The 24,621-nt window shown below is 47.2% G+C and carries 20 protein-coding genes; 19 read left to right on the top strand and 1 reads right to left on the bottom strand.

Annotated features, from left to right (window positions below):
- Positions 1-89: 89 nt before the first annotated feature.
- The 18 genes from ACM1ND_RS05990 to ACM1ND_RS06075 all read left to right on the top strand — a co-directional run bounded on the left by ACM1ND_RS05990 (position 90) and on the right by ACM1ND_RS06075 (position 16,334).
- Positions 90-566, top strand: coding sequence for an ArpU family phage packaging/lysis transcriptional regulator (locus ACM1ND_RS05990; RefSeq protein ID WP_013309118.1), 477 nt, complete (start codon positions 90-92; stop codon positions 564-566).
- A 470-nt stretch (positions 567-1,036) separates the two neighbouring features.
- Positions 1,037-1,897, top strand: a complete 861-nt coding sequence (locus ACM1ND_RS05995) for a hypothetical protein (RefSeq protein ID WP_418027254.1) — start codon at positions 1,037-1,039, stop codon at positions 1,895-1,897.
- Positions 1,898-1,907: 10 nt separating this feature from the next.
- Positions 1,908-2,126: a hypothetical protein gene (locus ACM1ND_RS06000; RefSeq protein ID WP_160789421.1), complete on the top strand. Its 219-nt coding sequence runs from the start codon at positions 1,908-1,910 to the stop codon at positions 2,124-2,126.
- 2 nt (positions 2,127-2,128) lie between these two features.
- Entirely contained in the window at positions 2,129-3,595 is a 1,467-nt protein-coding gene (locus ACM1ND_RS06005; protein ID WP_160789420.1) for a phage tail sheath family protein, read from the top strand.
- Between the two features lie 122 nt (positions 3,596-3,717).
- Positions 3,718-4,125, top strand: a complete 408-nt coding sequence (locus ACM1ND_RS06010; protein WP_013309122.1) for a phage tail tube protein — start codon at positions 3,718-3,720, stop codon at positions 4,123-4,125.
- A gap of 76 nt (positions 4,126-4,201) precedes the next feature.
- Entirely contained in the window at positions 4,202-4,636 is a 435-nt protein-coding gene (locus tag ACM1ND_RS06015; RefSeq protein ID WP_007429164.1) for a phage tail assembly chaperone, read from the top strand.
- Positions 4,637-4,812: 176 nt separating this feature from the next.
- Positions 4,813-6,843, top strand: a complete 2,031-nt coding sequence (locus ACM1ND_RS06020; RefSeq protein ID WP_418027257.1) for a hypothetical protein — start codon at positions 4,813-4,815, stop codon at positions 6,841-6,843.
- A 36-nt stretch (positions 6,844-6,879) separates the two neighbouring features.
- Positions 6,880-7,524 carry a LysM peptidoglycan-binding domain-containing protein gene (locus ACM1ND_RS06025; protein ID WP_028543147.1) on the top strand — a complete coding sequence of 215 codons (645 nt, stop codon included), beginning with the start codon at positions 6,880-6,882 and terminating at the stop codon, positions 7,522-7,524.
- The gene (locus ACM1ND_RS06030; protein ID WP_418027259.1) at positions 7,521-8,498 is read left to right on the top strand and encodes a phage portal protein; all 978 of its coding nucleotides are present in this window, start codon (positions 7,521-7,523) and stop codon (positions 8,496-8,498) included. Before ACM1ND_RS06025 ends, ACM1ND_RS06030 begins: the two co-directional genes overlap by 4 nt.
- A complete protein-coding gene (locus ACM1ND_RS06035; RefSeq protein WP_418027261.1) occupies positions 8,491-8,898 on the top strand; it encodes a hypothetical protein in 408 nt (135 codons plus the stop codon). Before ACM1ND_RS06030 ends, ACM1ND_RS06035 begins: the two co-directional genes overlap by 8 nt.
- Positions 8,885-9,355 carry a DUF2634 domain-containing protein gene (locus tag ACM1ND_RS06040; RefSeq protein WP_081047455.1) on the top strand — a complete coding sequence of 157 codons (471 nt, stop codon included), beginning with the start codon at positions 8,885-8,887 and terminating at the stop codon, positions 9,353-9,355. Before ACM1ND_RS06035 ends, ACM1ND_RS06040 begins: the two co-directional genes overlap by 14 nt.
- Positions 9,355-10,506, top strand: coding sequence for a baseplate J/gp47 family protein (locus ACM1ND_RS06045; protein WP_418027263.1), 1,152 nt, complete (start codon positions 9,355-9,357; stop codon positions 10,504-10,506). Before ACM1ND_RS06040 ends, ACM1ND_RS06045 begins: the two co-directional genes overlap by 1 nt.
- The gene (locus ACM1ND_RS06050; RefSeq protein WP_418027264.1) at positions 10,499-11,173 is read left to right on the top strand and encodes a YmfQ family protein; all 675 of its coding nucleotides are present in this window, start codon (positions 10,499-10,501) and stop codon (positions 11,171-11,173) included. Before ACM1ND_RS06045 ends, ACM1ND_RS06050 begins: the two co-directional genes overlap by 8 nt.
- A 1-nt stretch (position 11,174) precedes the next feature.
- Positions 11,175-13,724 (top strand): hypothetical protein, encoded by a 2,550-nt coding sequence (locus ACM1ND_RS06055; RefSeq protein ID WP_418027266.1) that lies wholly within the window; start codon positions 11,175-11,177, stop codon positions 13,722-13,724.
- A gap of 14 nt (positions 13,725-13,738) precedes the next feature.
- Complete coding sequence (locus ACM1ND_RS06060; protein WP_418027268.1) at positions 13,739-14,350, top strand: hypothetical protein; 612 nt, start codon at positions 13,739-13,741, stop codon at positions 14,348-14,350.
- Between the two features lie 59 nt (positions 14,351-14,409).
- The gene (locus tag ACM1ND_RS06065) at positions 14,410-14,676 is read left to right on the top strand and encodes a hypothetical protein (RefSeq protein ID WP_069081224.1); all 267 of its coding nucleotides are present in this window, start codon (positions 14,410-14,412) and stop codon (positions 14,674-14,676) included.
- An 87-nt stretch (positions 14,677-14,763) separates the two neighbouring features.
- Positions 14,764-15,210, top strand: a complete 447-nt coding sequence (locus tag ACM1ND_RS06070) for a phage holin family protein (protein ID WP_023987387.1) — start codon at positions 14,764-14,766, stop codon at positions 15,208-15,210.
- Positions 15,211-15,368: 158 nt separating this feature from the next.
- Positions 15,369-16,334: a glycoside hydrolase family 25 protein gene (locus ACM1ND_RS06075; protein WP_028543136.1), complete on the top strand. Its 966-nt coding sequence runs from the start codon at positions 15,369-15,371 to the stop codon at positions 16,332-16,334.
- 117 nt (positions 16,335-16,451) lie between these two features.
- Here ACM1ND_RS06075 and ACM1ND_RS06080 read toward each other — a convergent pair whose 3' ends face one another.
- Positions 16,452-20,945: an amino acid adenylation domain-containing protein gene (locus ACM1ND_RS06080; protein WP_418027271.1), complete on the bottom strand. Its 4,494-nt coding sequence runs from the start codon at positions 20,943-20,945 to the stop codon at positions 16,452-16,454.
- A 577-nt stretch (positions 20,946-21,522) separates the two neighbouring features.
- Between ACM1ND_RS06080 and ACM1ND_RS06085 the strand changes: the two genes are divergently transcribed.
- Positions 21,523-24,618, top strand: coding sequence for a cyclic peptide export ABC transporter (locus ACM1ND_RS06085; protein ID WP_418027273.1), 3,096 nt, complete (start codon positions 21,523-21,525; stop codon positions 24,616-24,618).
- Positions 24,619-24,621 lie beyond the last annotated feature (3 nt).

A 24,621-nucleotide genomic window follows, 5' to 3' on the forward strand; every position in this document is an offset into this window, starting at 1 on the left:
AAATTCGATTCCAATCGCTTCGAAGTGCAAAATCCTCATTTAAAAATACATCATTGTCAAAAGGCATAAGATAAGGAGTGTTGCTTTACATGAGAAATAACTTACCCGAATTGGACCGTCGCAAAACGCAGAATGCATTGGAGGGTGTGTTTGAGAAATACCGAATTTATAAAACGATTACTTTTATGGATCGGGAGAGCTTTATTACGGCTGGCTATACGGATCGCCCGAACGGCCCAACGAATGTGACAAGCGATCCAACGGCCCGGACAGCCGTATATAATGTAGATGCTCCTGCCGCCCGCTTGGCCTACTGCGAAATGGTGGATGCCGTAGTGAGTCGCTTGAATGAACGCGAACAGCTGCTCATCCGTGAACGTTATTTAAAGGATGACGATGTGTTTGATTACAAGGTTTACAATTACGTACTGGACCCTCCGGTCAGCAAGGATACGTACACGAAGCTTCGTACGCGTGCTTTTTACAAAATGGCGCTTGCACTGGCGGACCAAGGCGTTTTAAATTTGGCAGGCTTGCAGAAGGGCGCGGATCGAAAACTGGGTTAATGTAATAATTATCCACTTGTTCTCATTTCTATTTTAAAATGGTTTCCTAAAAGGCCTTGATTTCCTGTAATAACAGGGATCAAGGCCTTTTTTTATAATAGGAACATATGTTCTCTAAAAACCTCCCAACATCATCCCTAGTCTCTGCTTTTATCGTCCATTTCCCCGGCAACGCATTCGTTATTAGGGTGTAAGATTATATCATCGGGAATCAAGACAAGAGGACATACCGAAGACACACACAGTCAAACGTTAGCCGGCCATTAGGGCCGGTTTTTTCATGCGGTGATCGTCTCTGTCGGTTCCCGGGAATTCGTTGTACAGAAAGGAGGAGTCGTGTTGCCTAAGCAAGGGATGCTGCAATGCATGAGTACGAGGCTGCGCCGGATGAGAACACGAAAGTGGAAAAAAGCCTGGCTGAATAGCCACAACATGCGAACGCAGGGGACGCAAAGGTGGCATGCCGCAGGATGAGACAAGCCTTTAAGCAAAAGCTCATTGAAATTATTCCAGCGCTGCAAGGGCGTGTATACGATGTTCAGCCACCGTCGCAGACGGCAGAGGAGCCGTATGCTGTTATGGCGCTGGGCGAGGAAATTTGGAAGTCTTCCTGGGCCGGCTATCGGCAGGTTGTTCGCATCAAACTGTACGCAGGACAAGCCGGGCTGGCGCAGGCTGATGTATGGGCGAATGCCCTGATTTCCGGGCTGCACCGGGAACCAGTGACAGGTGCAGGTGAGGACACATCGGCTTTTACCGCGCACTATTTGGGTGTGCGGGATGCAGAAAAGCTGGACACTGTTACGGGCAAGGCCTATAGAACGCTGCGTTTTGGCGTGTATGTGCCTGAGACGGAAGGTGATTCGGCCGTTCCAGCAAACGGTGCTACACAGCCGGAAGAGTGGCTGGCCGCGCTGGTCCGCTGGACGCAGAAGCAACTGGGCGAAACGTGGTCGATATACGCCAACGCTTGGCCCGCACAGCCGGGACGGCACGCGGTACTGTGGCGGATGAGCGGCTGCGAAACTAGGATGGCGGGAGCCTCCATGTATGAGCTGCGCAAACGGTTCATCGGGCATATTACCGCCCCAGACACCACTGAAGAAAACCGCGCAGCTTCCGCACTGATCGAGGGCTTTGCCGCTCAAATCCAGCTTCCTCTGGATCAGGACAAGGGCCGTTATATGTCTACAGCTGAAGCTTCAGCTGATTTGCAGGCAGATGCCATTTTAGACGGTCAGCTTCGGCTGATGCTGGTACAGCGGCGTATGCGCCCAGCTGAGGAAGCAGCGTTGATTCGCAGAGTGGAAATTCATCCTATTTTGAAATGAGGTGGTCCGAGTGACCTTGGAAAACCATGAGAAGGCCCCGGTATATGCCGAGCAGGAAGCAAGTGGCCCCCGCTATACGCTGGAGGAGCTAAAGGAGCACGCAGAACAATTGTTTTCCGTGAAAGAAGAAGTGCTGGCAGGCGCATTTTTTGGCACACAGGACAAGCTGTTTACGGTAGCAGAAGCACACACTAAAATCGAACAATTTATGAAAGCGAAGGTGGACTAATTATGGCAGGCGGAACATGGGAAAACACGAATAAACCGGTATTGCCGGGTTTGTATATGAATTTTCAGGCAGCAGCAGCTTCAGCAATTCAAGGTGGGTCACGTGGTACGGTCGTTGTACCCGTTAAGGCGAATTGGGGCCCTGTACGTGAGTTTGTAGAGATCGGCAGTGAAACGGCAATCAGCCAAATCTTTTCCGGTGACAGTCTGGACGGTGCGACCGCGTATTCGACGCTGTATCTGGCTTTGCTGGGGGGTCCGAAAAAGCTGCTAGCCTACCGTTTGGCAGATGATACAGCTGCTGAAGCATCTGTGACGCTGAAAAGCGGCGGTGCGACCCCGGCGGATGTGCTGCGCCTGAAGGCTTTGTACACAGGTAGCCGCGGTAATGGTTTCGCTGTAACTGTACAGCCAACTTTGGGTGATGACCAAGCTCGTGAGGTGCGCCTCTATGAAGGAACCAAGCTACTCGGCACGTACAAAGGCAGTGACGGTACAGCAGCCTCTATTGCCAAGGCCATGAACGAGAACAGCGAAAACGTATGGGTGAAGGCCGAGGTTGTTGGCGACGGCGGCATTCCGGTGGATGTCAGCGGCGTACACCTCACTGGCGGCAACAGCGGCAATAGCAAGCTGGTTAATGCCGATTACATCGCGATGCAGGAGGCACTTGAAGGACAGGAATTTAATGTCTTGGCCCTGGATTATGCAGCTGATCTGGCATTGCTGCAAAGCTTTGCTGCCTGGATCAAGCGTGTTCGCAACGAAGGTAAAGGCGTTATCGCTGTATTCGGCGGTTCTGCGGCAGATGATGTGTCCAAAACAGCCGTCAGCTTGGCCTCTGCACGTTCCCTGGCGCTGAACCACGAAGGCATCGTGAACGTCGGTACAGGTGTACGTCTGGCAGGTACGGACTACAGTTCCGCCCAAACGGCTGCTTATGTAGCCGGGCTGATCGCAGGCCAACGTCTGAATCAATCGGCGACGTATGCGGTTACACCTTTTGAGGATGTGACCCGTCGCTGGACACGTTCCGAGCAGGAGCAGGCAGTCCGTAATGGTGTCTTCCTATTGTTCTTCGATGGTCGTCAGGTCAAAGCGCTGCGTGGCATCAACAGCTTGGTGAACCCGGCTGCTGGACAAAACAATGCATGGAAGAAAATTCGTTCCATCCGTGTCATGGATGCTATTAATGCTGACTTGCAGCGTGCAGCCGAAGAGACTTACATTGGCAAAATCAACAACACGGTGGAAGGTCGTCTGGCGCTTATCGGTGCGATCAAAGAATACCTGGCACAGCTGTCGCTGAGCAACGTCATCGAAGCAGACGGCTACGATGTCATTCTCGACCCAGCTTACTACGGAGATGCGCCAGTTATCAAACCGGAGCCGGATCAAGTGTTCCTGCAATGGAACGTGAAGCTCACCGACGTGATGGAACAACTGTTCGGCACATTTTACGTGCAATAAATAAGCATTTTACGTGTATAAGCAATTCGCAGGCAATCAGCAGAAATGGTGTAGCTTGTTAACAACGAGGATTTTGTGAAATCCCGAACTATATTATGAATCATTTTGAGGAGGAAAAAGAAATGTTGGATGCTTCAAGAGTCATTTTAGGTACGTATGGTCAGGCGCATGTGGACGGGGTGTGGCAGACGAATATCAACAAGCTGGAAGCCAGCGTGGAAATGGAAAAACGCGAGCTGAATCTCGTGGGCAATGAGTGGAAGGTGCACAAGCGCGGTATCAAAAAGGGAACGGGAACAATGAGTGGCTACAAGGTCACATCCGATATGATTCGTCGCGGTTTTAACCGTTTTGAGATTATTACTAAATTGGATGATCCAGAAGCCTTCGGACATGAAAGTATTCGTCTCATTCGTTGCACTGCTGACAAAATCCAACTGGCCAACTGGACAGCAGGAGAAGAAGTACAGGAAGAAACGACCTTCACCTTTGAAGGTTATGAGCTGCTTGATCCGATTGTAGCAAACTAAATTGGAAGACGGGGGATGGGATGCTGTCAAGCGTTCTGTTCCCCAAATACAAATGAACAATAAGGGAGAATGACTTATGAGCTTGAATGAGAATATGACAGAAGAACAAATTTTGGACAGCCTGTTTGAAGCTGCTGAAAAACTACCTGAGGAAACGGTCCGCATCAAGCGCCTCGACATGAAAATTGTGCTGCACGGCCTGACCTCCAGTAAGGTGGACAGCATTCGTGAACGCTGCACGATTCGACGGACTGTGAAAGGTGCAGTGGATGAGAAGGTAGATACTGAAACGTTCAACGCCTTGTTGATTTCGGAAGCTACTGGAAAGCTGGAAGTGAAGGGCCTGTCCCTTAACGGTTGGGGCGATCCCCGGATTACAAGCCGCTTGAAGCTGTCCGGTGGCGAACAGTCTGTCCGCCGTATGCTGCTGGCGGGTGAACTGGATGCAGTAGGGGATAAGGTGCTGGAACTGTCCGGTTTTGGTGTTGAGATTGCTGATCTAAAAAACTAATCAGCTCCGGGGGAATGACGACGATGCTGTACCACTTGTGGGTCCGGCACCACCTCCGCCCCGGAGACTTTTGGCGGCTTCCCCGTGGTGAGCGCATGCTGCTGCTGGCGTTTGCCGAACAGGAAATGGATAGCATAGCAGCTTCAAAAGCATAAACAAGGAGGTGAACATGATAGATGGCAGAAGCATTAAATTACCGCATGAACCTTGTGATCGATCCTAAAAACGTCATTAAGGCGAACAGAGAATTACGTGCAATGGAACGTTATTTTGAGCGGATTCAAGGACGTGTGTTGAAAATTGGACGTACCCGCATGGCCCCGGAAATTGTACTGAACGATATGGCCTCCAAAGGGCTTGATAATCTGTTGAACAAGATTAACCGGGTCAAATCCCAGATTATTAACGCCTCGGGGAATGTGGATTTAAAGGTAAAAAGTAGCAGTAATGTGTCCATTGACAAAGTCAGTAGTCTTGTTGCAGCTCTTGATAAGAATACAGAAGCAGTTAAAGGCAACTCCCGTTCAAATATATTTCAAAAAGATGAGCCTCCTAAGAAAGAAGACAAAAAGCTTCCTGCTTGGGCTGAGGCACTGCAAAAGTATAATGAACCTGCTAAGGTTGTCCAGGAAGTATACAAAGGGGTTACAGGTGAGGATTTAAGTGCTCAAACCATTCTGAAAATTCCTGATACAATTTCAAAAGGAAAAGAAAAATGGACGGCAACAAAAGACGCCTGGAAAGAAGGCGGCGCATTAAGCGGACTTAAAACTCTCTTTTCAACAAAAAAAGAAGAGGCTGCTGAAGGCAACACGGAAGGTACGTCAGGCAATAAAGACCTTTCGGAGATTAAAGAATTAATTCAGAAATTAATTCAAGTTACCTCTGATAAATCTACTGGCGGGTTTGGCGGTGGCGGCGCAAATAGCCCGAGAAGAAGGAACAAACGTTCAGGGGGTAGAAGATCTGGTAATAGAGGCGGTAGTCGTCGGTCTTCGAGTGGTCAAAGAGATTTTAATTCAAGAGCCGGAGAGATAGCAAGAATTAATATTAGAGATCGGAACTCGATACGAGGAAACAGAAGTGGACGACAAAACGCTGGAGGTTCAGCAGAATCCAATCCTCGGATTAACCCTGCCCGAAGAGTTCCAAGTCCAAGAAATCATCCGAGAAATCCTGGTAATCGCCGCTCTTCCAAGTCGGGTGGGATTCTTAGCTTTGCCGGCGACTTGCTAACGGGTGGAACAGATATAGATGCTTCTTCTGTCCTAGATATGGTGAGCGATAGCGGATTAGTTGAAAAAGTGAGTAAGGGCCTGGGCGTAAGCAAAAAGTTCATTAGTGGGCCTTTGGGGGTTCTGGCAGATGCAGCAAGCATAGCTACAGCAGCTCCGGGCAAGGAACGCGCACAAGCGATTGGTTCCACCGTAGGTGGGGCGGTTGGGAGTACGGTAGGCGGAGCAATTGGAACATTTTTGCTTCCAGGTGTCGGCACTGCTGTTGGCTCATATGTAGGCGGTTTAGCAGGTGACTTTTTAGGGGGCAAAGTGGGCGGTTGGATTTCAGACCATGGCTCTGAAATAAAGGAAAAGGCATCCAAAGTAACCGGATGGCTTTCTGAGAAGAGCGAAGCCTTTGGTGATAGCATCTCTAACTTCTTCTCTTTTGGTAAAAAAGATGAACCCAAGAAAGCCCCAGCTAAGCCGCCTGAAGTACCTAAACCTGCTATACCACCTCAACCAGCTGTAGCTGTGGCTACCAAACCGTTAACACCTATGCCACCATTTCCGGGGTTACCACCCGGCTCTCAAGTGATGTATGGACCTCCGCAACCAGGTGCAAAAGGCGTCCCTAATCCTTATGGACCGATGGCTATAGCTAACCAGGGAGTCAATCCAAACCCACTACTGAATACTGCAGCTCATGCGAACAATGGAGCCAAAGCTAAAGGCAAAGGTAATGGTAATCCGACACCTCAAGTAGTACAGATCAGTCCTGAACAGATGGGAACCCTGTCTGGCTTTTTGAAGGATTTTAAAACGGAAACCACCAACCAATTCAATCTTCCTGCGGGGGCTGTACAGGTCACTGTACATGAGAACAAGCTGGATGTGGATGGGCTTATTACGCAAATTGGCTACCGTCTCAAAGCTGAAATTTTGCGTGCAACGCAGAACACCAAGCCAGCGAGCGCTGGAGCTATGTAGTGCAGTAGATGGTAGCAATGGGGAAGGAGGAAAGAGATGGAATTTAGTTTGACGGATGGTAAAGGAAAAAAGTTTCAGTTTCCAGTAAATCCTGAGGAAGTGACGATCTCACGGCAAAAAGGATTTGATACAACGACGATTTTATCCTATGGGGAGTTTGACTTCCCACAAGGGGAGAAGGTGAAGGAAATCTCCTTCTCTTCTTTTTTTCCGAAAGAATACAATCCAGCGTATTGCACATATGAAGATATCCCTGATCCGCAGGAGGCCATGAACACGTTGAATGGCTTTTTGTTATCCAAGAACCCGCTACGTTTTATTATTACGGAGACAGCCGTGAATGTGCCAGTAATTGTGGCATCTCATAATTCCACCTTTCGCGGCGGCGAGTATGGGGATGTGAATTTTGATCTGTCACTGCGGACCTGGAGTGATATGAAAGTTGCCAAAAAAGCTGGCGTCACGGGAAGTAAGGCGGCTGCGGTCAACAAAAAACCTCGCACAGATATGAAAGAAAAGAAAAAAACATATACGGTTAAGTCGGGGGATTCCTTGTCCAAAATTGCCAAGCTGGAGTTGGGGGACAGCTCGCAATGGAGTCGTATTTATCAGCTTAATAAAAAGGTCATTGGACAAAATCCGAATGCAATTAAACCGGGGCAAAAGCTGGTGCTGTCATGAGTTACAAAGTCATTTTACAGGATAAATATGATTTATCTCCTCTCGTGGAGAACATTAATTTGAGGGATTCGCTGGAGCAAATCGCCTATCAGGGCACGGTCAATCTGGTCGTTACGTCGGATATGCCGCCCATTTCTCCAGGGATGTCGATCCGAGTTAGTGGGATTCCTTATGGCAAAAAGGATTATGTCCCCTTGCTGTCTCCAGCGGTGATCTGGGAAGTGGAAACCTCTAACAACGGGCTCAAACGTATGACGCTGACGTTATATGACCGTACGGTGTATTTGGACAAGTCCGAGGATGAATATCTACTCCCTGCTAAGCAGACGGCTACTCAGCGTTTTCAGAAGTATGCTAGGGACTGGAAGCTGAAAATCGCTTCATTGCCAGATACGAAAAAAACGCTGGGACGCGCCGTATACCGCACACAGTCCATCTATTCTATGATGCTGGGAGATCTGCGCGAAACGGCAAAGGCGGGGGGGAAGCTGTATCATCCACGGATGATTTCTTCTGGGTTAGAGCTGTACGAGCTGGGAACGAACAAAGATGTGTATGTTTTGGAGAGAGTGACTGATACGACACAGTCCCGTACGCTGGAAGGTGTGGCCACGAGGGTGAAGGTGCTGGCTACGGCCGCCAGTGAAACAGGCAATGAGGTTCCCTCCAAGGTGATGGCGCTTGAGGAGAAAGACATTGCCAAATATGGGACACTTCAGGTGATCGTGCAGGATGACGAAGTCAAGTCTGGTGCAGCAGCACGTGAGTTGGCCAAAAGTAAGCTGAGAGGCATACAGCAAACGATATCGGTAAATGCACCGGATATGAACACGATTCGAGCAGGAGACGCGGTAATGTTAGGTTCCATAAAGCTGTTGGTCATTTCAGTGAGCAGGGAATTGGGCAACCCTGGCAGTATGTCGCTGGAACTGGGGACGTATGACGATGTAAAAAGGAGGTTTTACCTTGAATAAGGACCCCTACGGGCATTTGGCTACTGCGCTGCAATCTTCATTTCATAAGCATACCAAGCAAGCGCTGAGTGGAGTAGGCGCGGTACTAGGCACAATCACCTCCACGGGACTCAAGCTGGACGATTTTAAACATGAGCTTCAGGATTATCTGGTCGCGGAGCTGCCGGGACTGCTATCTATACCACGTCATATGTATAAAGGCACCTTAACCGCAGTGGAATCGGAAAATTGGGAAGGCAAAGAGCTGAAAACTTCCTTTTATATCGGGGAAGACGAGCTGGAGGATGTGAATCTCAGTTTGAACGAAGGACTCAAGCCCGGAGATCGTGTACTGGCGGTTCGGGTGAATAGCGGCAATGATGTGGTAGTCGTGTGCAAGGTGGTGAATGGACGTGGCTAATTTGTTTCCCGAAACAGATGATATGATCTGGACAGACACGGATATGACCGACCCGGATGTACTGGAGGATAACCGTGCGGTATTTGGGCGAAGCTGGCGGTTTGATTTTGAAGCTGGCGAGTTTGTAATGAGCCCTAGCCGTAAAATCGTGACTACAGGCGAGAAAGAAGCCTGGGTACAATGGTGTGAAAAAGCGATTCGCACTCCTCGCTACCGGCATGTGATCTATTCACCTGACTATGGGAGCGAGCTGGAGGAGCTGATTGGCAGCAGCTATGGGCACGGTGTGCAGGAAAGTGAAATTAAACGCATGGTCACAGAGGCATTACTAGCAGATGCACGTACGGCTAGTGTGGATCAGTTCACGTTTCGCTGGGAAGGTGAAGCGTGCCATTTTAGCTGCCAGATTACGAACGTGCGAGATGAAACAGAAATTGTGGAAAGTGTGGTGATCTAATGGCAGACTTGCCGGAATATTTGGTAGACCAGACGGAAGAGGAAATTTTAAATCGGATGCTGGAAAAAGTGCCTTCGGACATGGATAAGTCCGAGGGCTCTTTTATTTGGGATGCACAGGCGCCGGTAGCGTTTATGCTATCCGAAGCGGCAATCTGGGCGCAGGAGCTACTGCGGCGTGGCTTTGCCAGCACCGCAGCCAGCGACAACCCGGATTTTCGCTCGCCGGAGCTGGATTTGCGGACAGCAGAGCATGGAGTGACACGGCGAGAAGCAGTTGCTGCCTCAGGTATGGTCACGTTCACGGGCACAGCGGGAACGACCGTCCCGGCGGGAACGTTGGTGGCGACCCCGGCAGATGATGTATCCGGGGAAGCCTCCATTGAGTATGCGATCACGGCATCGGTCACGCTGGATGAACAAGGTGCCGGGGAAGCGGCTATTCGGGCGGTGAATCCCGGGCGCAGCGGTAATGTGCCTGCGGGTGTCATCCAAGTGATGGCAACCCCGGTTAGCGGGGTCGCCTCTGTGATCAATACGGAGGAAACAAAAAGCGGTACAGACGTTGAGAGCGACCAGTTGTTGCTGGAGCGTTTTTATGCCAAGGTGCGGAACCAGGGTACCAGTGGCAACAAGGCGCAGTATACCCAGTGGGCGAATGAGATTGCTGGAGTTGGTGGCGTAGAAGTTGTTCCGCTCTGGAAAGGGCCGGGAACCGTAGGGTTATATGTACTGGATACGGACAAACGAGCAGCCAGCCCGGATATCGTGGCTGCGGTGCAAAAGTATATTGATCCGACGCAGGATGGGCAAGGAGAAGGGCTGGCACCAGCGGGTCCTGTGGTGACGATCATGCCAGCGACAGAAGTGGAAATTAACATCTCAGTCAAGGTACAGCGTACCAAAGAGAAGCCGTCCACACTGGATGAAATCAAAAAGCTGATCGAAAGCGGTGTGCGGACGTATTTGAAGCAGCTTGCTTTTTACAAAGAAGACCCGTTGGTACGGTATACCCGGATTTCTGCTGTGCTGCTCGACATTCCGATTATTATTGATTTCTCTGAACTGAAAATCAATGGACAGAGCAATCAGAATATTGAGATTGGATCAGGTCAGGTGGCAGTGCTGGGGACGGTGAGCGTCAGTGAGTAACAATGGAACGAACAGTTTTGAAGATTTATTGAATAATTCAGACCAGGGAAAACGTGCAAACCGTAGTGACACTTTTGTTAATCGGGTAACTATAGCGGGAGATACATTGGGCCAAATGAGCAGCGAGCGGGGACGCGAGCTGCTTTCCTATTTGCCTGCCTATTATGAAACCTCACGTGTGATGCGTTCCGATATGGATGCTAAAGGAAGCGAATTGGACGCCTTGTATCTTGCAATGGATGCAACGGTGGGACAGTTTTTCGTACGTACCGCCACATGGGGGTTGGAACGCTGGGAAATGGAGCTGGGTATCGAAACCGACCTGGCGAAGCCATTGGATCAACGACGTGCGGTGGTGGAATCGAAGCTGCGAGGGGCAGGAACTTTTTCCGGCCGGCTTGTCAAAAATGTAGCTGAAGCGTATGACGGAGGCACGGTAGATGTCACTTTTCATCCCGCCGAATGGGGATTTACGGTCAAATTTATGGATACCATTGGGATTCCGCCCAACGTGGAGGATCTTAAAGCAGCCATTGAGGAGATCAAGCCCGCTCACATGGCAGTAGAGTACAAATTACGCTACCTGACCATTGCTGAAGTTGAGTCTATGACCCTCTATGAAAATGAACATACAACACAGGATAGATATTTAGGAGGTGGCGCATAACATGGCAAGCGAAAAAACACCAAATCTTGGCTTAAATCAAATTGACCGCACATCGCCCAAAACCACGTATTTTGATCTGGAAAAGTATTTGGATCAAAACTGGCGCGCTGTAGATGATTTCGCAGGTGACGTGAATGATGGTGTAAATGAGATCAAGAAACGTCTGGATACGACAGAGCGTAAAGCGGTAACTTTGGAACCTGGAGTACAGATTGTTCATGCGGAAAAGGCTGCTCCATTTTTGCTGACGGGGCTGAACGGGCGTACGTTGGTGAATTTGTTGGGGCGAATGGGGAACTGCGAGATAGTAAGCGAATGGTCCTCGAATGTAGCTATTGCAATAGACTCTAACAACAAAACCAACGGCAGCAGTTCATTTAAAATTACACTAGGCAGTGTCCCGGCAACGGCGTCTGCAAGTTTTTTGACCACGCCTGGACGAAAATATATCGCAATAGCGGACGTGAAAAGTGGTAATACCAGTAAGGTAGCAATATCTATAAATGGGGTAGCTGCCGCAAAAGGTAACGAGGTAACTTCGGTCTCTGCTTTTGCGCCATCTGTTGTGCGGTTCGCAGCGACGGACTATTTTCACATTGTTACGGTCACAGGCACGGGTGTGGCCGGTAATACATTTAATATGGACAGTGTGCGCGTGTATGAAATCAGCGAAGCAGATTATGTAGCAGTTGCAAGCCTTACGCCAGCACAGATCGCGGCTAAATACCCATATGTAGACAGTGTAATGCCCGTTCGTAATCCATATGCGATACGGTACGGAGAAAACATATTACCTAGCTTTTACGAATGGTCAGCTAAACAGGGTGCGCCTAACATAACGGATAGGAATAGCGTTTCTGTCACGGTGGATAACAAAATAGTACACACCGTATTACCTCTGGTTCCTGGACAAAAATATACTGTCTCAGTTCAATCTGGTGGTGCGACTGGTAGGATCACGGTAACGGATGAACCCGAGACAAAAGTGTTAGCCGAGGCGGTGGGCGTTGGTTTGTTGACCGCCACGTTTACGGCTAATCAGGCGGTGAATATCAGATTACTTGGTACGTCATCCACAGCAGTAACTATTTCCGATCCAATGCTCAACATCGGCAGCACAGCCAAACCATTCAAACCGCGCGAGGATTCCATGCTTGCGCTGCGAACGGATCTGTACGCCGATCCAATCACAGGTGCGAATGCGGATACAGTTTTTGAACGAGACGGGCAATACTTCAAAACGAAAAGGTTTGAAAGCATCCTGTTAGATGGCGGTAGAATATCCAAAGTGAATAACGTAGTGTCGGGAACGGGGTTCAAAGCCCTCTACCCTGTAGTGCCCGATGTCAATTATCAATTTGTTGGCACAGGTACCGCCGCAGTAAAATTCGATGGGAAAATACTGTTGTGGGGCGGGCAAGATTCTGTGGCAGACAGATGGGCTATAGACGGGAGCGCACCCAATTTTGCTATTTCCGTCTCTGTCGCGGACAGTGGGTGGGGCGACAGTTACGCACCGACGTTGGACGACATCAAAGCCTACTTTCACGGCTACAAGGCGTATGACGCTAATACCATAACGCCAGCACAGGCACAAGCGGCAACAACGGCGACATGGACAGGTACGGGTACTAAGTATTGGGTACAACGTGTGGGCTCAGCTAATTTCACGCAAACCGTTCCACAAACATCCTATGCAGGGTACACGCCGTACCAACTCGTATACCAACTTGCAACGCCTACCGTGGAGCCAATTGTATCCGAGGGGCAGCTCGCCTTTGTTGAGGGAGACAATCAGGTTGAAGTAGGTACGGGGATTGTGTTGCGGGAAGCAGCTAAGCCCGCAACGTCAACAACCGTAGCCTATACAGCGATTAACGCGCCCGATTCAGTTAATTATGCAGGAAGTATCGGAACGCGCTACAAGTTGGGCGCTTTTCTTGGCATATATTCAAATAACAAAATAGATACAACATGGACGGTAAAGAGTGGGGGCGGCAACGGTAATTACTATGCCGATAAGCTGACTGCAAACTATGATCAATCAGCAGCCTACAGCGTCACCTACCTGATGCTGGACAAGTCGCCAGTCGTACCGTTCACAGGCTCATATGCGGCGAATGAAAAGACGCTGCTGTCAGACTTGGTAGACAGCGTACAACAGAACACGGCGCGTGTGTCGGTGCTGGAGAATAAGAAGGCTGACAAAGATAGCCCTACATGGATCGCACCGACATTAATCAACGGTGTTGTGCTTGAGACACCATCGACCCCAGTGGGGTATCGCAAGTCGTCGAATGGGGTTGTGACAGTACAAGGATCGGTCAAGCTTCCGACAGCTCCTGGATCATTTAAAGCTTTTGTATTACCTAGCGGGTACAGGCCTTCCAGCCAAGGGGCAGTATTTTTATGCGCGGGACTAGCTGACGGTGTAGATATACTTGTACGCGCGATTATTGCGTCAAATGGCGAGGTTACGCTCATATCTACGTCCAGCAGTCCTCTTGCGTGGATACGACTAAATGCCATTCAATTCATAGCCGAACAATAAAAGGAGGGCAACACATGAAAGCAGTTCCTAAAGTAAATACAGACGGACTCTATCTGGAGGACGAGTTGGTGGACGATGCCTTTTCAGGTGTCGTCCCTTTTTATACTCCATCTTCGCCCACGCTATCTGATACAAACCAGCAGCTAGACACCTATCAGCATACTAACAGCAGCTCTAGTACCATAAATGGAACAAGTTCAGAAAGCATCCTTGCTGGTTATACGATAGCAATTCCAGTGCCGCCAGGCTTATATCATCCTCGTTTTGATATCCAAGGCTGGCTGACTTATGAAGCGGAATATAACCAAAAAATGATAGAAGCACAGGGCGCGTATGAGCAGTTGAACAAGGAATCTCAGGCAGCATTTCAGAAGCTGCATGATGAATGGCAAAACAAGCCGGAAAACGAACGCGGGGATGAACCTGTATATTTTGCTCAGACATTCACGGCTCCAGAACGAAGAGACCCAACGACGTTCTGGAGTGAAGGATTAAGTGCCGAAGCGATTAAGGAACTAACACAAAAAGCAGAGCAACAGCCAAGTGAGACAGATCAATTGAAGCAGCGTATTGCAGATCTCGAAGTAATGCTGACTCAGCTCATGCTTGGTAGCACAGGAAAATAACGTGTACTGACTATTATATATAGCAAAAATTTTTATATAAAAGAGGTGAAGTCATAACTATGACCGCTTTAACAGAGGCTCAATTGCGTATTTGTGCTCATGCTTGCATCACCCGCTATGAGCGGGGAGAGGGCGATATAGCAACGATCATGGGAAGCTACATTTTAGATGAAGAACAACGTGAACAAGTAATGAAGATTATTTTATCCAAGCGTTCTGATCTGGTAACGGGCAACGTAGGTGATTCATCATCAACTGATGCTCTGAATGAACAGGAAGAAACGGTTAAATGGTATAACTCTATTTTCCGTAAAAAAACAGTATAGAGAACAAAACAAAAATAATTGTTTAAATGCCCTTGGATCAGTTCAAGGGCATTCATTTTACACCTTGGTTCAAAAGGGGGAACAAATATGCATGAAAAGATCGATCAGATTTGGCTGGGGCTATCCACGGGGACCTTGATCGGTTATTTTTTTGGGGGGTGGACCACAATGTTGACGTTGCTGTGGTGGATGGTCGTGATCGACTTTTTCACCGGATGGGCAGCGGCCTGGATTAATGGGGAGCTAAAAAGCCGCCAGGGGTATTACGGTATTTTTCGCAAGGTTACCGTGTTTTTGCTCATTACGGTAGCTCATCTAATCGACGGTATTCTCGGGGATGCACATTACTTCCGGGATGCCGTCGTTTTCTTTTATTTAGCGAACGAGCTGTTGTCCATTATTGAAAATGTGGGCAGAATGGGAGTGCCGATGCCGGATATTTTGCGGAATGCGGTAGCTATTTTTGAGTCCAAGTCGAGTGGAGAAAAAATAAAGCCAACCGACCCTTCCGACAAAGAAAATAAAGCTTCATAAAGTGCCACTAGTGGCCACTACCAAAATAGGCAGACTACCTTTTCGCCCTTTTTTCGGTGTAAAAGTGGAAAAGCCCAGACCGTATGGATGGTCCAAGCATATGGATAACAGAGACAAAGTGAGCTACAACATTATGAATGATAAGGAGGGAACGCCTTATGCAGAATCGCAGCCCTAACGCTGCCGAAGGCATTGACGTATCCCGATATCAGGGAACGATTGATTGGAAGCGTGTACGAGCCGATGGTAAATCGTTTGCCTTTATTAAAGCGAGTCAAGGACAGCGTTACGTCGATCCGACATTTATCACGAATGCAAAAGGGATCAAGGCAGCCGGGATTCTCCTGGGAGCTTACCATTTTGTAGATGCAACTAGTGTAAACGCAGCAAAAGCGGAAGCCAGGCATTTCGCCGAGGTGCTGGATCAGGTGGGGGGTGCGAAAGCGCTGGACTTGCCAGCGGTGATGGATTACGAAAATAATCCGGGAGGGCTTAGCTCGGCCGCGATTCATGAGGTTGCGTTGGCATTTATAACGGAATTTGAACGAGTAAGCGGCCGCAAGCCGATGGTATATACAGGGAATGCTTTTGCTGCCCATTTCAAAGCCCCATTGGGTAGTTATAAGCTGTGGATTGCGCGTTATAGTACACGAGTGCCCGGCGACACCACGGCATGGAAGCGCTGGGACTTTTGGCAATACAGCGATAGTGGACGGGTTGATGGAATTCAAGGGCCGGTTGACCTGAATGTATACGTCGGAACAGAGGCCGAGCTACGCCAAGCATTTGTAGGAGAAAAGGGGGATGAGCCAATGACAGCAGAGGAAAAAGCGGCATTTAAGGCCCTGCAGCAGCAGGTCGCCGCCCTTGAAAACAGCAAAGATGTGCTTAAGCAGACGTTGAATGAACAAAGCGCTTATATTAAAAAGGTGGATCAGCGGGTAGCTGAACTGGAGGCGCGTCAGGCTATGCCTGTACCGACCTGGGCGAAGGAAGCGATGGCTGCCGCTGTTGCATTTAATCCGGCAAGCCCGATTGTGGATGCGAAACTGCCAAGCAGTTACGATTTTTATCGCTTACTGGTCGTACTGAACCGTCTGGGTGTGTTTAAAACAACCAAATGATCTTCGAAAGAACTCATTCACTGCCAATCCCACTTTTATATGAAATGAGTAAAGCAGTTACGCCCGAAGTCTAAATAGACAGGCGGTTGAAGGCAACCGCCTGCCCTTATTGCACCCTTATTCGAAAAGCAATTCAATATCCTCTTGGCTAATCCGAGCAGATTCAAAGTCCGAAGGAGTGAAGTGAACATTCTGCTGACTAAGTGTAAAATCAATCACACGGTGTAGAGTTTGGACATACATATGCATAAATTCGGTTATACTTTCTTTTTCAAACATTGTTGTGCTATACATCATATGGACCACCAACTGGTCGTTAACAATCAGGCTGTTGATTTCGATGCCAGCCGTTAGATGATTGGCGTAGTCCACATCTTGAAGGCCTGGAGTATGCTTATATACATAGTCTGAACTCTGAATTTCGTGATCGAACTGTCCCAGATAATTGAAGCGTAGGGGACGAATCTTTTTACTTTTTTCAATAGCTCCTAGCATGTATTTTAAAATGCCATAACCGATACCCTGTTGGGGAATGCGTCGGCGCAGTTCCTTGACATATGCAATGACACTGCCTATTTCTGTACCTGGCACTTGAATACGTAAGGGATGTAACGCCGTAAACCAGCCAACCGTTCTGGATACGTCTACGTGATCCAGGCTCCTTCCGTGATGCTCAACCTCATAAGTGAAATCGTCCAATCCAATCCATTCCTTTACACTTAACGCCAGGGCAGCCAGCAGTAAATCCACAGGTTCGGTATGATAGACCTGATTCGCCTTGGTGAGCAGTTTGTGCGTATGGGCAGGGGAAAGTTCTCCTTCGACGACTGTACATGAAGCATAGTTTACGGCAGTGGATGGCTGGCTTGTGATGAATGCTGGAAAATGGTCGTTGCCGCCCTCCATTTCATTCCAAAAATCAAGCTCCTCCCGTAGATCCGCAGTAGTGGAATAATGATGAAGCTCCTTGGCAAAGGTTTGAACAGAGGCTGTTTTTCTTGAAAAATGTACCTCCTTGCCTTCTTCTAAGGCATGATAAGCCTCCAATACATCCTCCAATATAATTCTCCAGGAAACTCCATCTACAACCAGATGATGCGCAGTGATGAACAATTCCCAGGTTCCTTGTCCGTGATCGAATATAGCTGCTCGAATAGGAAGACGGTGGGACAGATCGAAACCGGATTGCAAGCTATGCACCAGCTTATTGAATTCATGCTGCCAAGCCTCTGCTGAAATAGGCGTCATGTCATAACAATCCAGCTTGAACGGGATTGCAGTGAGTTCCGGGTTATAAAATAACTTGCCATCCGGGTGTATGCTCATCCTTAAAGCATCGTGATGTTCAATTACTTTGTGAAATGCCTTTTCTAGAGCAGAACGATCCATTTCATTTTTCAGCAGAAGCAAGACCGATTGATTATAGTGATGAGGATTATGAAATGACTGCTCCATAAACCACAAGGAGATCGGTGTAGGCTGAATTTCTCCGCTGACGGGAGCTGAAGAATCGTACAGTCGGCTCTTTTGGCGTGTGTAATGAGCAAGCTCTGCTATACTGGGATGCGCTAAAACATCCTGTACACCCACTTCCAAATCATAGTTATTTAATTTGGATGTCATCTGGATCGCTTTAATAGAGTCTCCGCCCAGTGCGAAGAAATTATCGTGGATACCTATGTTAGACGTATGGAACAGCTCTTCCCAAACCTGCACGAGAATGCTTTCCACCGTATTATGGGCTTCCTCATATATGTCAGTTAATCCAGAGGACACGTCTGGCACAGGAAGCTTTTGCTTGTCCACCTTGCCATTGGATGTAAGCGGAATGATTTCCAGCTGGAGTATGTGGCTTGGTACCATATAATGGGGAAGACAAGCATGTAAATAATCTTTGAGAAGCTTGGGAGAGATAACACGATCAGATACATAATAGGCACACAAAACGGGATATCTATTCACATCGCCTGTTTCCACAACGTTTACGACAGCATGCTGAATGTCAGGATAGGAGGATAAAGCTCCTTCAATTTCACCTAGCTCGATACGAAAGCCTCTGATTTTAACCTGATGATCATTTCGGCCAAGGTATTCGATCAGGCCATTTTCCAGCCGTATCCCCATGTCACCGGTTTTATACATTCGTTCGCCAGGAACAAAAGGATTATCGAGAAACCTTTCTTTTGTGAGTTCCGGTCTGTTCAGATATCCTCTTGCCACTCCATGACCGGAAATGTAGATTTCTCCTTTTACCTGCATAGGAACAGGCTTTAAATGCGCATCCAGCAAATATACAGCCACGTTATCGGAAGGCACGCCGATGGGAACGGATCTTCTGCTATCCCGGTCTGCATCATACATATGGATCATGCAGCCTACAACGGTTTCCGTAGGTCCGTACTCATTGAACAGGGCAATACTTCCGCCAAACTTGTCATGAATGTTGTGAGCAAGACTGACTTTGAGATCTTCTCCTCCTACAATGTATTTGCGGACGCTCGATGTACGAATGTCCGACTCTTGTAGAAGGGACAAGTGAGCGGGAGTTAGCTTTACAATGGTTGTACGTTGGTCTTTCATAATGCGGAACAATACAAATTCGCCGGGATCATCATCTCTGTAGAGGTTGATGGCATGTCCGCTGATTAATGGGGTGAATATGGAAGTGACAGTCAGATCAAAGGCTATTGACGAATAACAAGCAAAGACCTCGTGAGCTGCGGACAAGTAGGTTTTATTCGCCCACCATATGTAATTCACAAGTCCCTTGTGCGGAACTGCCACTCCTTTAGGTTTGCCTGTGGAACCGGAGGTGTAAATTACATAAGCGAGCTGGTTCGGTCCGCTTTGTGGCTTCAAATTCGAGCAATCTCCATGGTACAGGGATGCATCGTCTATACGATAAACTCCTCTGGAAAATGAAATATCATCATTCAAAGGTGCATCGGTAAGAAGCAAAGCAGCCCCGGAATCCTCCAGCATATAGCTAACACGGTCAGCTGGATAGTGAGGATCTATAGGCAGATAGGCCCCACCTGATTTCAACACAGCTAAGATCGAAATGATAAGCTCAAATGAATGCCCAGCCATGATCCCCACGATACTCTCTTGCCCAATACCACGGCTTTTTAAAAACCTCGCCAGTTGGTTAGCTTGTTCATTTAACTCACGATAGGTTAACGTGTGCTCTTCAAAGTAACAGGCAATATTAGTAGCTTTTTCAACGGCTTGCTGCTCAAATAACTGAGTAATGGTTAGGGACGAGGGATAGGAAGAACGTGTTTGATTCAGCCCATAGATCAGCTCATTTTGTTCCTGCGGAGATAGCATTTCAATTTCCGCAATCGGGGTCTGTGGCTGCTCGATCATCTCGCGAACGATATGAATGATATACTCAAACATTTTTGCGATCTGCGTCTCACTGTAAGAATTCACTTTATAGTCAAAGTCCAGCGTAATTCTTCCGCTCCCCTCCCAGTCACGAATAACCAGTTGCAGCGCATAAGGTTGATAACCACTGAAAACCTCCTGAACTTCATAGGGGCACCCATCAAATTGGGGACTAAATTTCATATTGTAATAATTAACACACATATCAAACAGACTGTTATATCCTTTTTGAGCAAGCTCCAGGTCACTAGCTAGAAGATCATATGGATATTTTTGATGAAAATAAAAATTCATCAGCTCTGCCCCCACATGCTTCATCAAAGAGCAGGCATCTAAAGCTTCATCCAGTTGGATGCGAAACGGCATGGTGCTGGTGAACATGCCAAACGTATTTTTTTGTTTTTTTCCCGATCTGTTCAGGACTGGAGTCCCGATCACCACATCGGTTTCTTGAGTCGTCCGGTAGATGTAAAGCAGAAGGGCGGATACGAATAATACGTTTACAGAAAGTTTGGAGCTTTGGATAAAGGTCTGAATGATGCGTGAAGTTTCACTATCGATGGCAAAGGATGTTCGAACGGCCGAAATATCTTTGCTTTTGTTGATAGGTATCATGTCGGGTAAGGTTTGGAATTTTTCATGCCAGAATATTTTATTTTTAATAAAACGCTCAGATGTTAAATAGGCTTGTTCTTGATCAATGATAGGTATGTAGGAATATTCTTCATCAGCAGGCAGGGGGCTGTGGTTAACCAGTAGTGTATAATACTGCGAAATTCGTTCAGACACGATATGTAAGGCCCAACCGTCTGCAATAATATGATGAAATTGACCCAAATAACCAACATCAGCAGGCCCAAGTTTAAAAATAACAAAAGAATACAGTTTGGCATTCAACAGAGGCATAACCTGTCCACTCACAGCCTTCAGCCATTGTTCAAAATGAAGTAACGGATCAGGCTCATGACTAAAATCAATACATGCGATCTGCTCCTTTTCATAGGGCTTCACGTACTGTACGGGTTCTCCATTTTGCTCTTCGATCTGGATGCGGAGGCCTTCCGTTTTGGAAATGAAGAGTTGAATCGCTTTCTCCAGCGCGTCAAACTCTAGTTCCTTTTGAATGCGTACAAGTCCGGTCAGATTGTGCATGGCTGTCGTACCATATATTTTCTCGTTATACCAAACTCTTTTTTGAGAATGTGTTAGTGCATAGAACATCCATTAGCCTCCTTATACATGCAGATATTGAAAAACATAGAGTCTACATAAAAATGATCCTAGCCCACCCAATAAAAACAATCAAGCAGAAAAAATGTATTTTTAAACAAAAAATAAAACGGATTTTCGACAATTTTATTCCAATTTAAAAAGGCGAGTTCCCTTTAAAAGGTTTCCGTAGGTTTACAATGGAATTTTTAAAAAAGTGTGAATTAGCTCACTACATCCGATATGGATGAAATGTTAAGGTGTTAATACAATTTCGATAATATTGATAAATATTAATTTATTAAGTATTTCTGGTAATTGACTCTCCGATTTCGCAATCAATATCCTGGCATTCTTCCTTAATTTTCCTTTAAATAAATCCATTCCTATTTAACAAATATTTACCCTTAAACTATTTAATTATCCATAAATTAAATATACAAATTGTGTATATTTATTCATGATGTTGAATACTATTTATCCTAGTTTTTTTATGTAATTACTAGATAAATAGTCTTACATATATTGGTCAAGCAAGCTTTGATTACATATTACAAAGAAAGCTGGAGCGATTATGGAATGTAAAAAGATGATCATGAGAAAAATGGCAGCGGTTATCCTGATTTTCGCTTTAGTGGCTACATGTATTCCGCCCAGTCGTGCGGAGGCCGCAGCAGGATTGGATGAAAACACCACTCAGCGTTTGGAAGCATTTATTCATGAGAAGATGCAGGAAGGTCATATCCCTGGAATGACAGTTATTGTGGTTCGTGGAAAGGAAACGGCCTATCTCAAAAGTTTTGGGTACGCCAATGTGGACAAGCAGATTCCTGTAACACCCGAGACAAGCTTTGAAATTGCCTCTTGCTCCAAAGGATTTACAGCACTTGCCGTGCTGCAACTACAGCAGCAGGGGTTGTTGAAGCTGGATGATCCCGTTTCAAAGTTTTTTCCATGGTTTCAAGCCAAGTATAAGCACCAAAATGTCGAGATTACACTGCGGCAGCTGTTACATCACTCCAGTGGCATTCCATGGTACACAATTACCGACATCCCGATCTCCAACCGTCCCGATTCACTGGAACAGGTTGTACGAAATGTGAATGGCCTGGAATTACATAATCGTCCTGGCGAACGCTTTGAATATGCCACCATTAACTACGCAATCGTGGGGGCTGTCATTCAAAAGGTCACAGGGCAACCTTACGAAGATTATATGAAGACCCATATTTTTCAGCCTTTAGGTCTGAATAAAACTACTCTTTATCCCACAGAAGCCGCACCCACGATGGCAACAGGCTACAAGAACGGCTTTTTTCAAGCACGTGAATATCAATCCCCTGTCTTTAGAGGAAACCGTCCCGCTGGTTATATCATGATGGACGGAAATGACCTCGCCACTTGGCTCAAATATCAGTTGGGCAGCCTGAAATCTCCCATGACTCCATTAATTATGGAAACTCATGCGCCTGACCGCACCGTTACCCCCAGCAAGTTTGATATGTCGTCTTATGCTATGGGCTGGGCTGATTATCAAAGCGGAAATGGAGAGGTGTCCAAGGCTGGATTAAATCCGAATTTTTCTGCTTATATGGTTTTTCGCCCTCAGGATCAGCTGGCTGTAGGGATTATGGCGAACAACGGTACCACGTTAACGTATATCACCGGGCATGGTCTTATGGACATTTTACGAGATCGGCAGCCTGTGTCTCCGTATGAGCCAGATCAGAAAACAGACAATGCGTGGTCCGTTATTACGATCATGCTGGCATGTTATGTGCTGGCGGTAGGGGTCCTGTTGAGTACGGTGGTACGGGATATCATCCGCAAACAACGTGTTTTGAAGCCTTTGAATCCAAAAAAGCTGCTCACATGGCTGCTATTTTTACTTTGCAGTACACCATTTTTGTATGGAGTTTATCTGGTTCCTACAGCCATGCAGGGCGTTTCTTGGACAACTGCGATCGTCTGGTCTCCGTTTAGCTTTCCGTTTGCGATTGCAGCCTTGGGGCTGGGATTGCTCTTGAGCTTTGGCTACCTGGTGTTGGGTACGCTTTTTCCGAACACAGACGAAAATAAACGCTCGATTCCTTTACTGGTAATGATGAGCTTGCTAAGCGGGGCGGCGAATGCCTTTGTCATTTTTATCGTCAATTTCTCAATTGGCAGCGAAATACCGCTCAAATATCTGCTGTATTATTTCGGATTAGCGCTGGCGGTTTATATTTTCGGTCGCAAGCTGATTGAAACCAAATTAGTGAAGATTACCTACAACATGATTTATCGAAAACGAATGGAACTGATTCAACGTGTGCTACACAGCTCTTATGACAAATTAGAACGCATGGACAATGGCAAAATTTTAGCCACTTTAAATAATGATACAGAGATGGTGGGCTTCTCGGCCAATGTGGCGGTGGGGTTCGCGACCAGTCTACTGACAGTCATCTGCTGCTTTGTTTATCTCGGTACAATTTCATTTTGGGGCACGATACTTTCCCTTGCTGTCATTGCGGTGATTGCCGCATTTTATAGCATCGTCAGCGGTACGGCTAACCGCTATTGGGAAGAGGCGAGGGATACCCAAAACGTGTATTTGGGGTTCATCGACCACATGCTCAAGGGCTTTAAAGAGCTTAGTATGCATGGACGCAAAAAGACGGAGTTTAGCAGCGATATTCAGGATAGCTGTGAACAGTATCGTCAAAAACGCTCCGTGTCCCGCATTAAATTTACCAATGCACTGGTGCTGGGCGAGACGCTGCTGATTTTAATTTTAGGTGTAGTTACCTTTGTGTTCCCGACGATTTTCCCGAACATTAAGGATTACACATTAATTCAATTTGTTGTCGTGTTCCTCTACTTGATCGGACCCATCAACGGATTGTTGCAGGCTGTGCCGGAGCTGTTCCAGATTCGGACCTCCTGGCGAAGAATTAAAGCCTTTATTGCGGAAATGCCGACTGATGACAGCGGAGAAGTGTATGATACTGCGAGTTTTGTGGATGAAGAAGTGGCTGTGGAACGAATTGGTTTTCATAATCTTAGCTTCGAGTACAGCAACGTGACTGGAGAGTCCAGCTTTCTGGTCGGACCTATTACACTGGAAGCGGCTAAAGGACAGATTATTTTCATCACAGGTGGCAATGGCAGTGGTAAAACGACGCTTGCTAAATTAATGACTGCTCTCTATCCTCCACAAACGGGATACATCACGATCAATGGAGAGGTCATTGATGCCCGCACGTCGGGCGAGTATTTTTCCACCGTCTTCTCTGATTTTCATTTGTTTGAGCGCTTGTACGACATTGATTATAAGGAAAAGCAGTCCGACATTGAGCGTTATCTGAAAAGACTGGGACTGGAGGAAAAAGTAACGGTCAAGGATGGATATTTCAGTACGCTCAAGCTATCAGGTGGACAACGGAAGCGGCTTGCGCTTTTGATCTGTTATCTGGAAGATCGACCCGTATATTTGTTTGACGAATGGGCTGCCGATCAAGATCCGGAATTCCGCAAGTTCTTTTACCATACACTTCTGCCTGAAATGAAGGCGGCGGGTAAAATTATTTTCGCCATTACGCATGATGACCATTATTTCCATACCGCAGACCGACTGCTGAAGATGGAAATGGGGCAGATGAAGGAGCTGGAGGTGCTGAGTGCTGAAGTCAGTGGCTCATAACCA

Source organism: Paenibacillus sp. JJ1722, from assembly GCF_048282685.1.
GTDB lineage: Bacteria > Bacillota > Bacilli > Paenibacillales > Paenibacillaceae > Paenibacillus > Paenibacillus polymyxa_B.

What these genes read in the sequence shown, in the direction of transcription:
- ACM1ND_RS06060 (WP_418027268.1), top strand. Translation starts at nt 13,739, where the DNA reads ATGAAAGCAGTTCCTAAAGTAAATACAGACGGACTCTATCTGGAGGAC.
- ACM1ND_RS06020 (WP_418027257.1), top strand. Translation starts at nt 4,813, where the DNA reads ATGGCAGAAGCATTAAATTACCGCATGAACCTTGTGATCGATCCTAAA.
- ACM1ND_RS06015 (WP_007429164.1), top strand. Translation starts at nt 4,202, where the DNA reads ATGAGCTTGAATGAGAATATGACAGAAGAACAAATTTTGGACAGCCTG.
- ACM1ND_RS06005 (WP_160789420.1), top strand. Translation starts at nt 2,129, where the DNA reads ATGGCAGGCGGAACATGGGAAAACACGAATAAACCGGTATTGCCGGGT.
- ACM1ND_RS06025 (WP_028543147.1), top strand. Translation starts at nt 6,880, where the DNA reads ATGGAATTTAGTTTGACGGATGGTAAAGGAAAAAAGTTTCAGTTTCCA.
- ACM1ND_RS06080 (WP_418027271.1), bottom strand. Translation starts at nt 20,945, where the DNA reads ATGTTCTATGCACTAACACATTCTCAAAAAAGAGTTTGGTATAACGAG.
- ACM1ND_RS06070 (WP_023987387.1), top strand. Translation starts at nt 14,764, where the DNA reads ATGCATGAAAAGATCGATCAGATTTGGCTGGGGCTATCCACGGGGACC.
- ACM1ND_RS06055 (WP_418027266.1), top strand. Translation starts at nt 11,175, where the DNA reads ATGGCAAGCGAAAAAACACCAAATCTTGGCTTAAATCAAATTGACCGC.
- ACM1ND_RS05990 (WP_013309118.1), top strand. Translation starts at nt 90, where the DNA reads ATGAGAAATAACTTACCCGAATTGGACCGTCGCAAAACGCAGAATGCA.
- ACM1ND_RS06045 (WP_418027263.1), top strand. Translation starts at nt 9,355, where the DNA reads ATGGCAGACTTGCCGGAATATTTGGTAGACCAGACGGAAGAGGAAATT.
- ACM1ND_RS06030 (WP_418027259.1), top strand. Translation starts at nt 7,521, where the DNA reads ATGAGTTACAAAGTCATTTTACAGGATAAATATGATTTATCTCCTCTC.
- ACM1ND_RS06010 (WP_013309122.1), top strand. Translation starts at nt 3,718, where the DNA reads ATGTTGGATGCTTCAAGAGTCATTTTAGGTACGTATGGTCAGGCGCAT.
- ACM1ND_RS06065 (WP_069081224.1), top strand. Translation starts at nt 14,410, where the DNA reads ATGACCGCTTTAACAGAGGCTCAATTGCGTATTTGTGCTCATGCTTGC.
- ACM1ND_RS06075 (WP_028543136.1), top strand. Translation starts at nt 15,369, where the DNA reads ATGCAGAATCGCAGCCCTAACGCTGCCGAAGGCATTGACGTATCCCGA.
- ACM1ND_RS05995 (WP_418027254.1), top strand. Translation starts at nt 1,037, where the DNA reads ATGAGACAAGCCTTTAAGCAAAAGCTCATTGAAATTATTCCAGCGCTG.
- ACM1ND_RS06040 (WP_081047455.1), top strand. Translation starts at nt 8,885, where the DNA reads ATGGACGTGGCTAATTTGTTTCCCGAAACAGATGATATGATCTGGACA.
- ACM1ND_RS06085 (WP_418027273.1), top strand. Translation starts at nt 21,523, where the DNA reads ATGATCATGAGAAAAATGGCAGCGGTTATCCTGATTTTCGCTTTAGTG.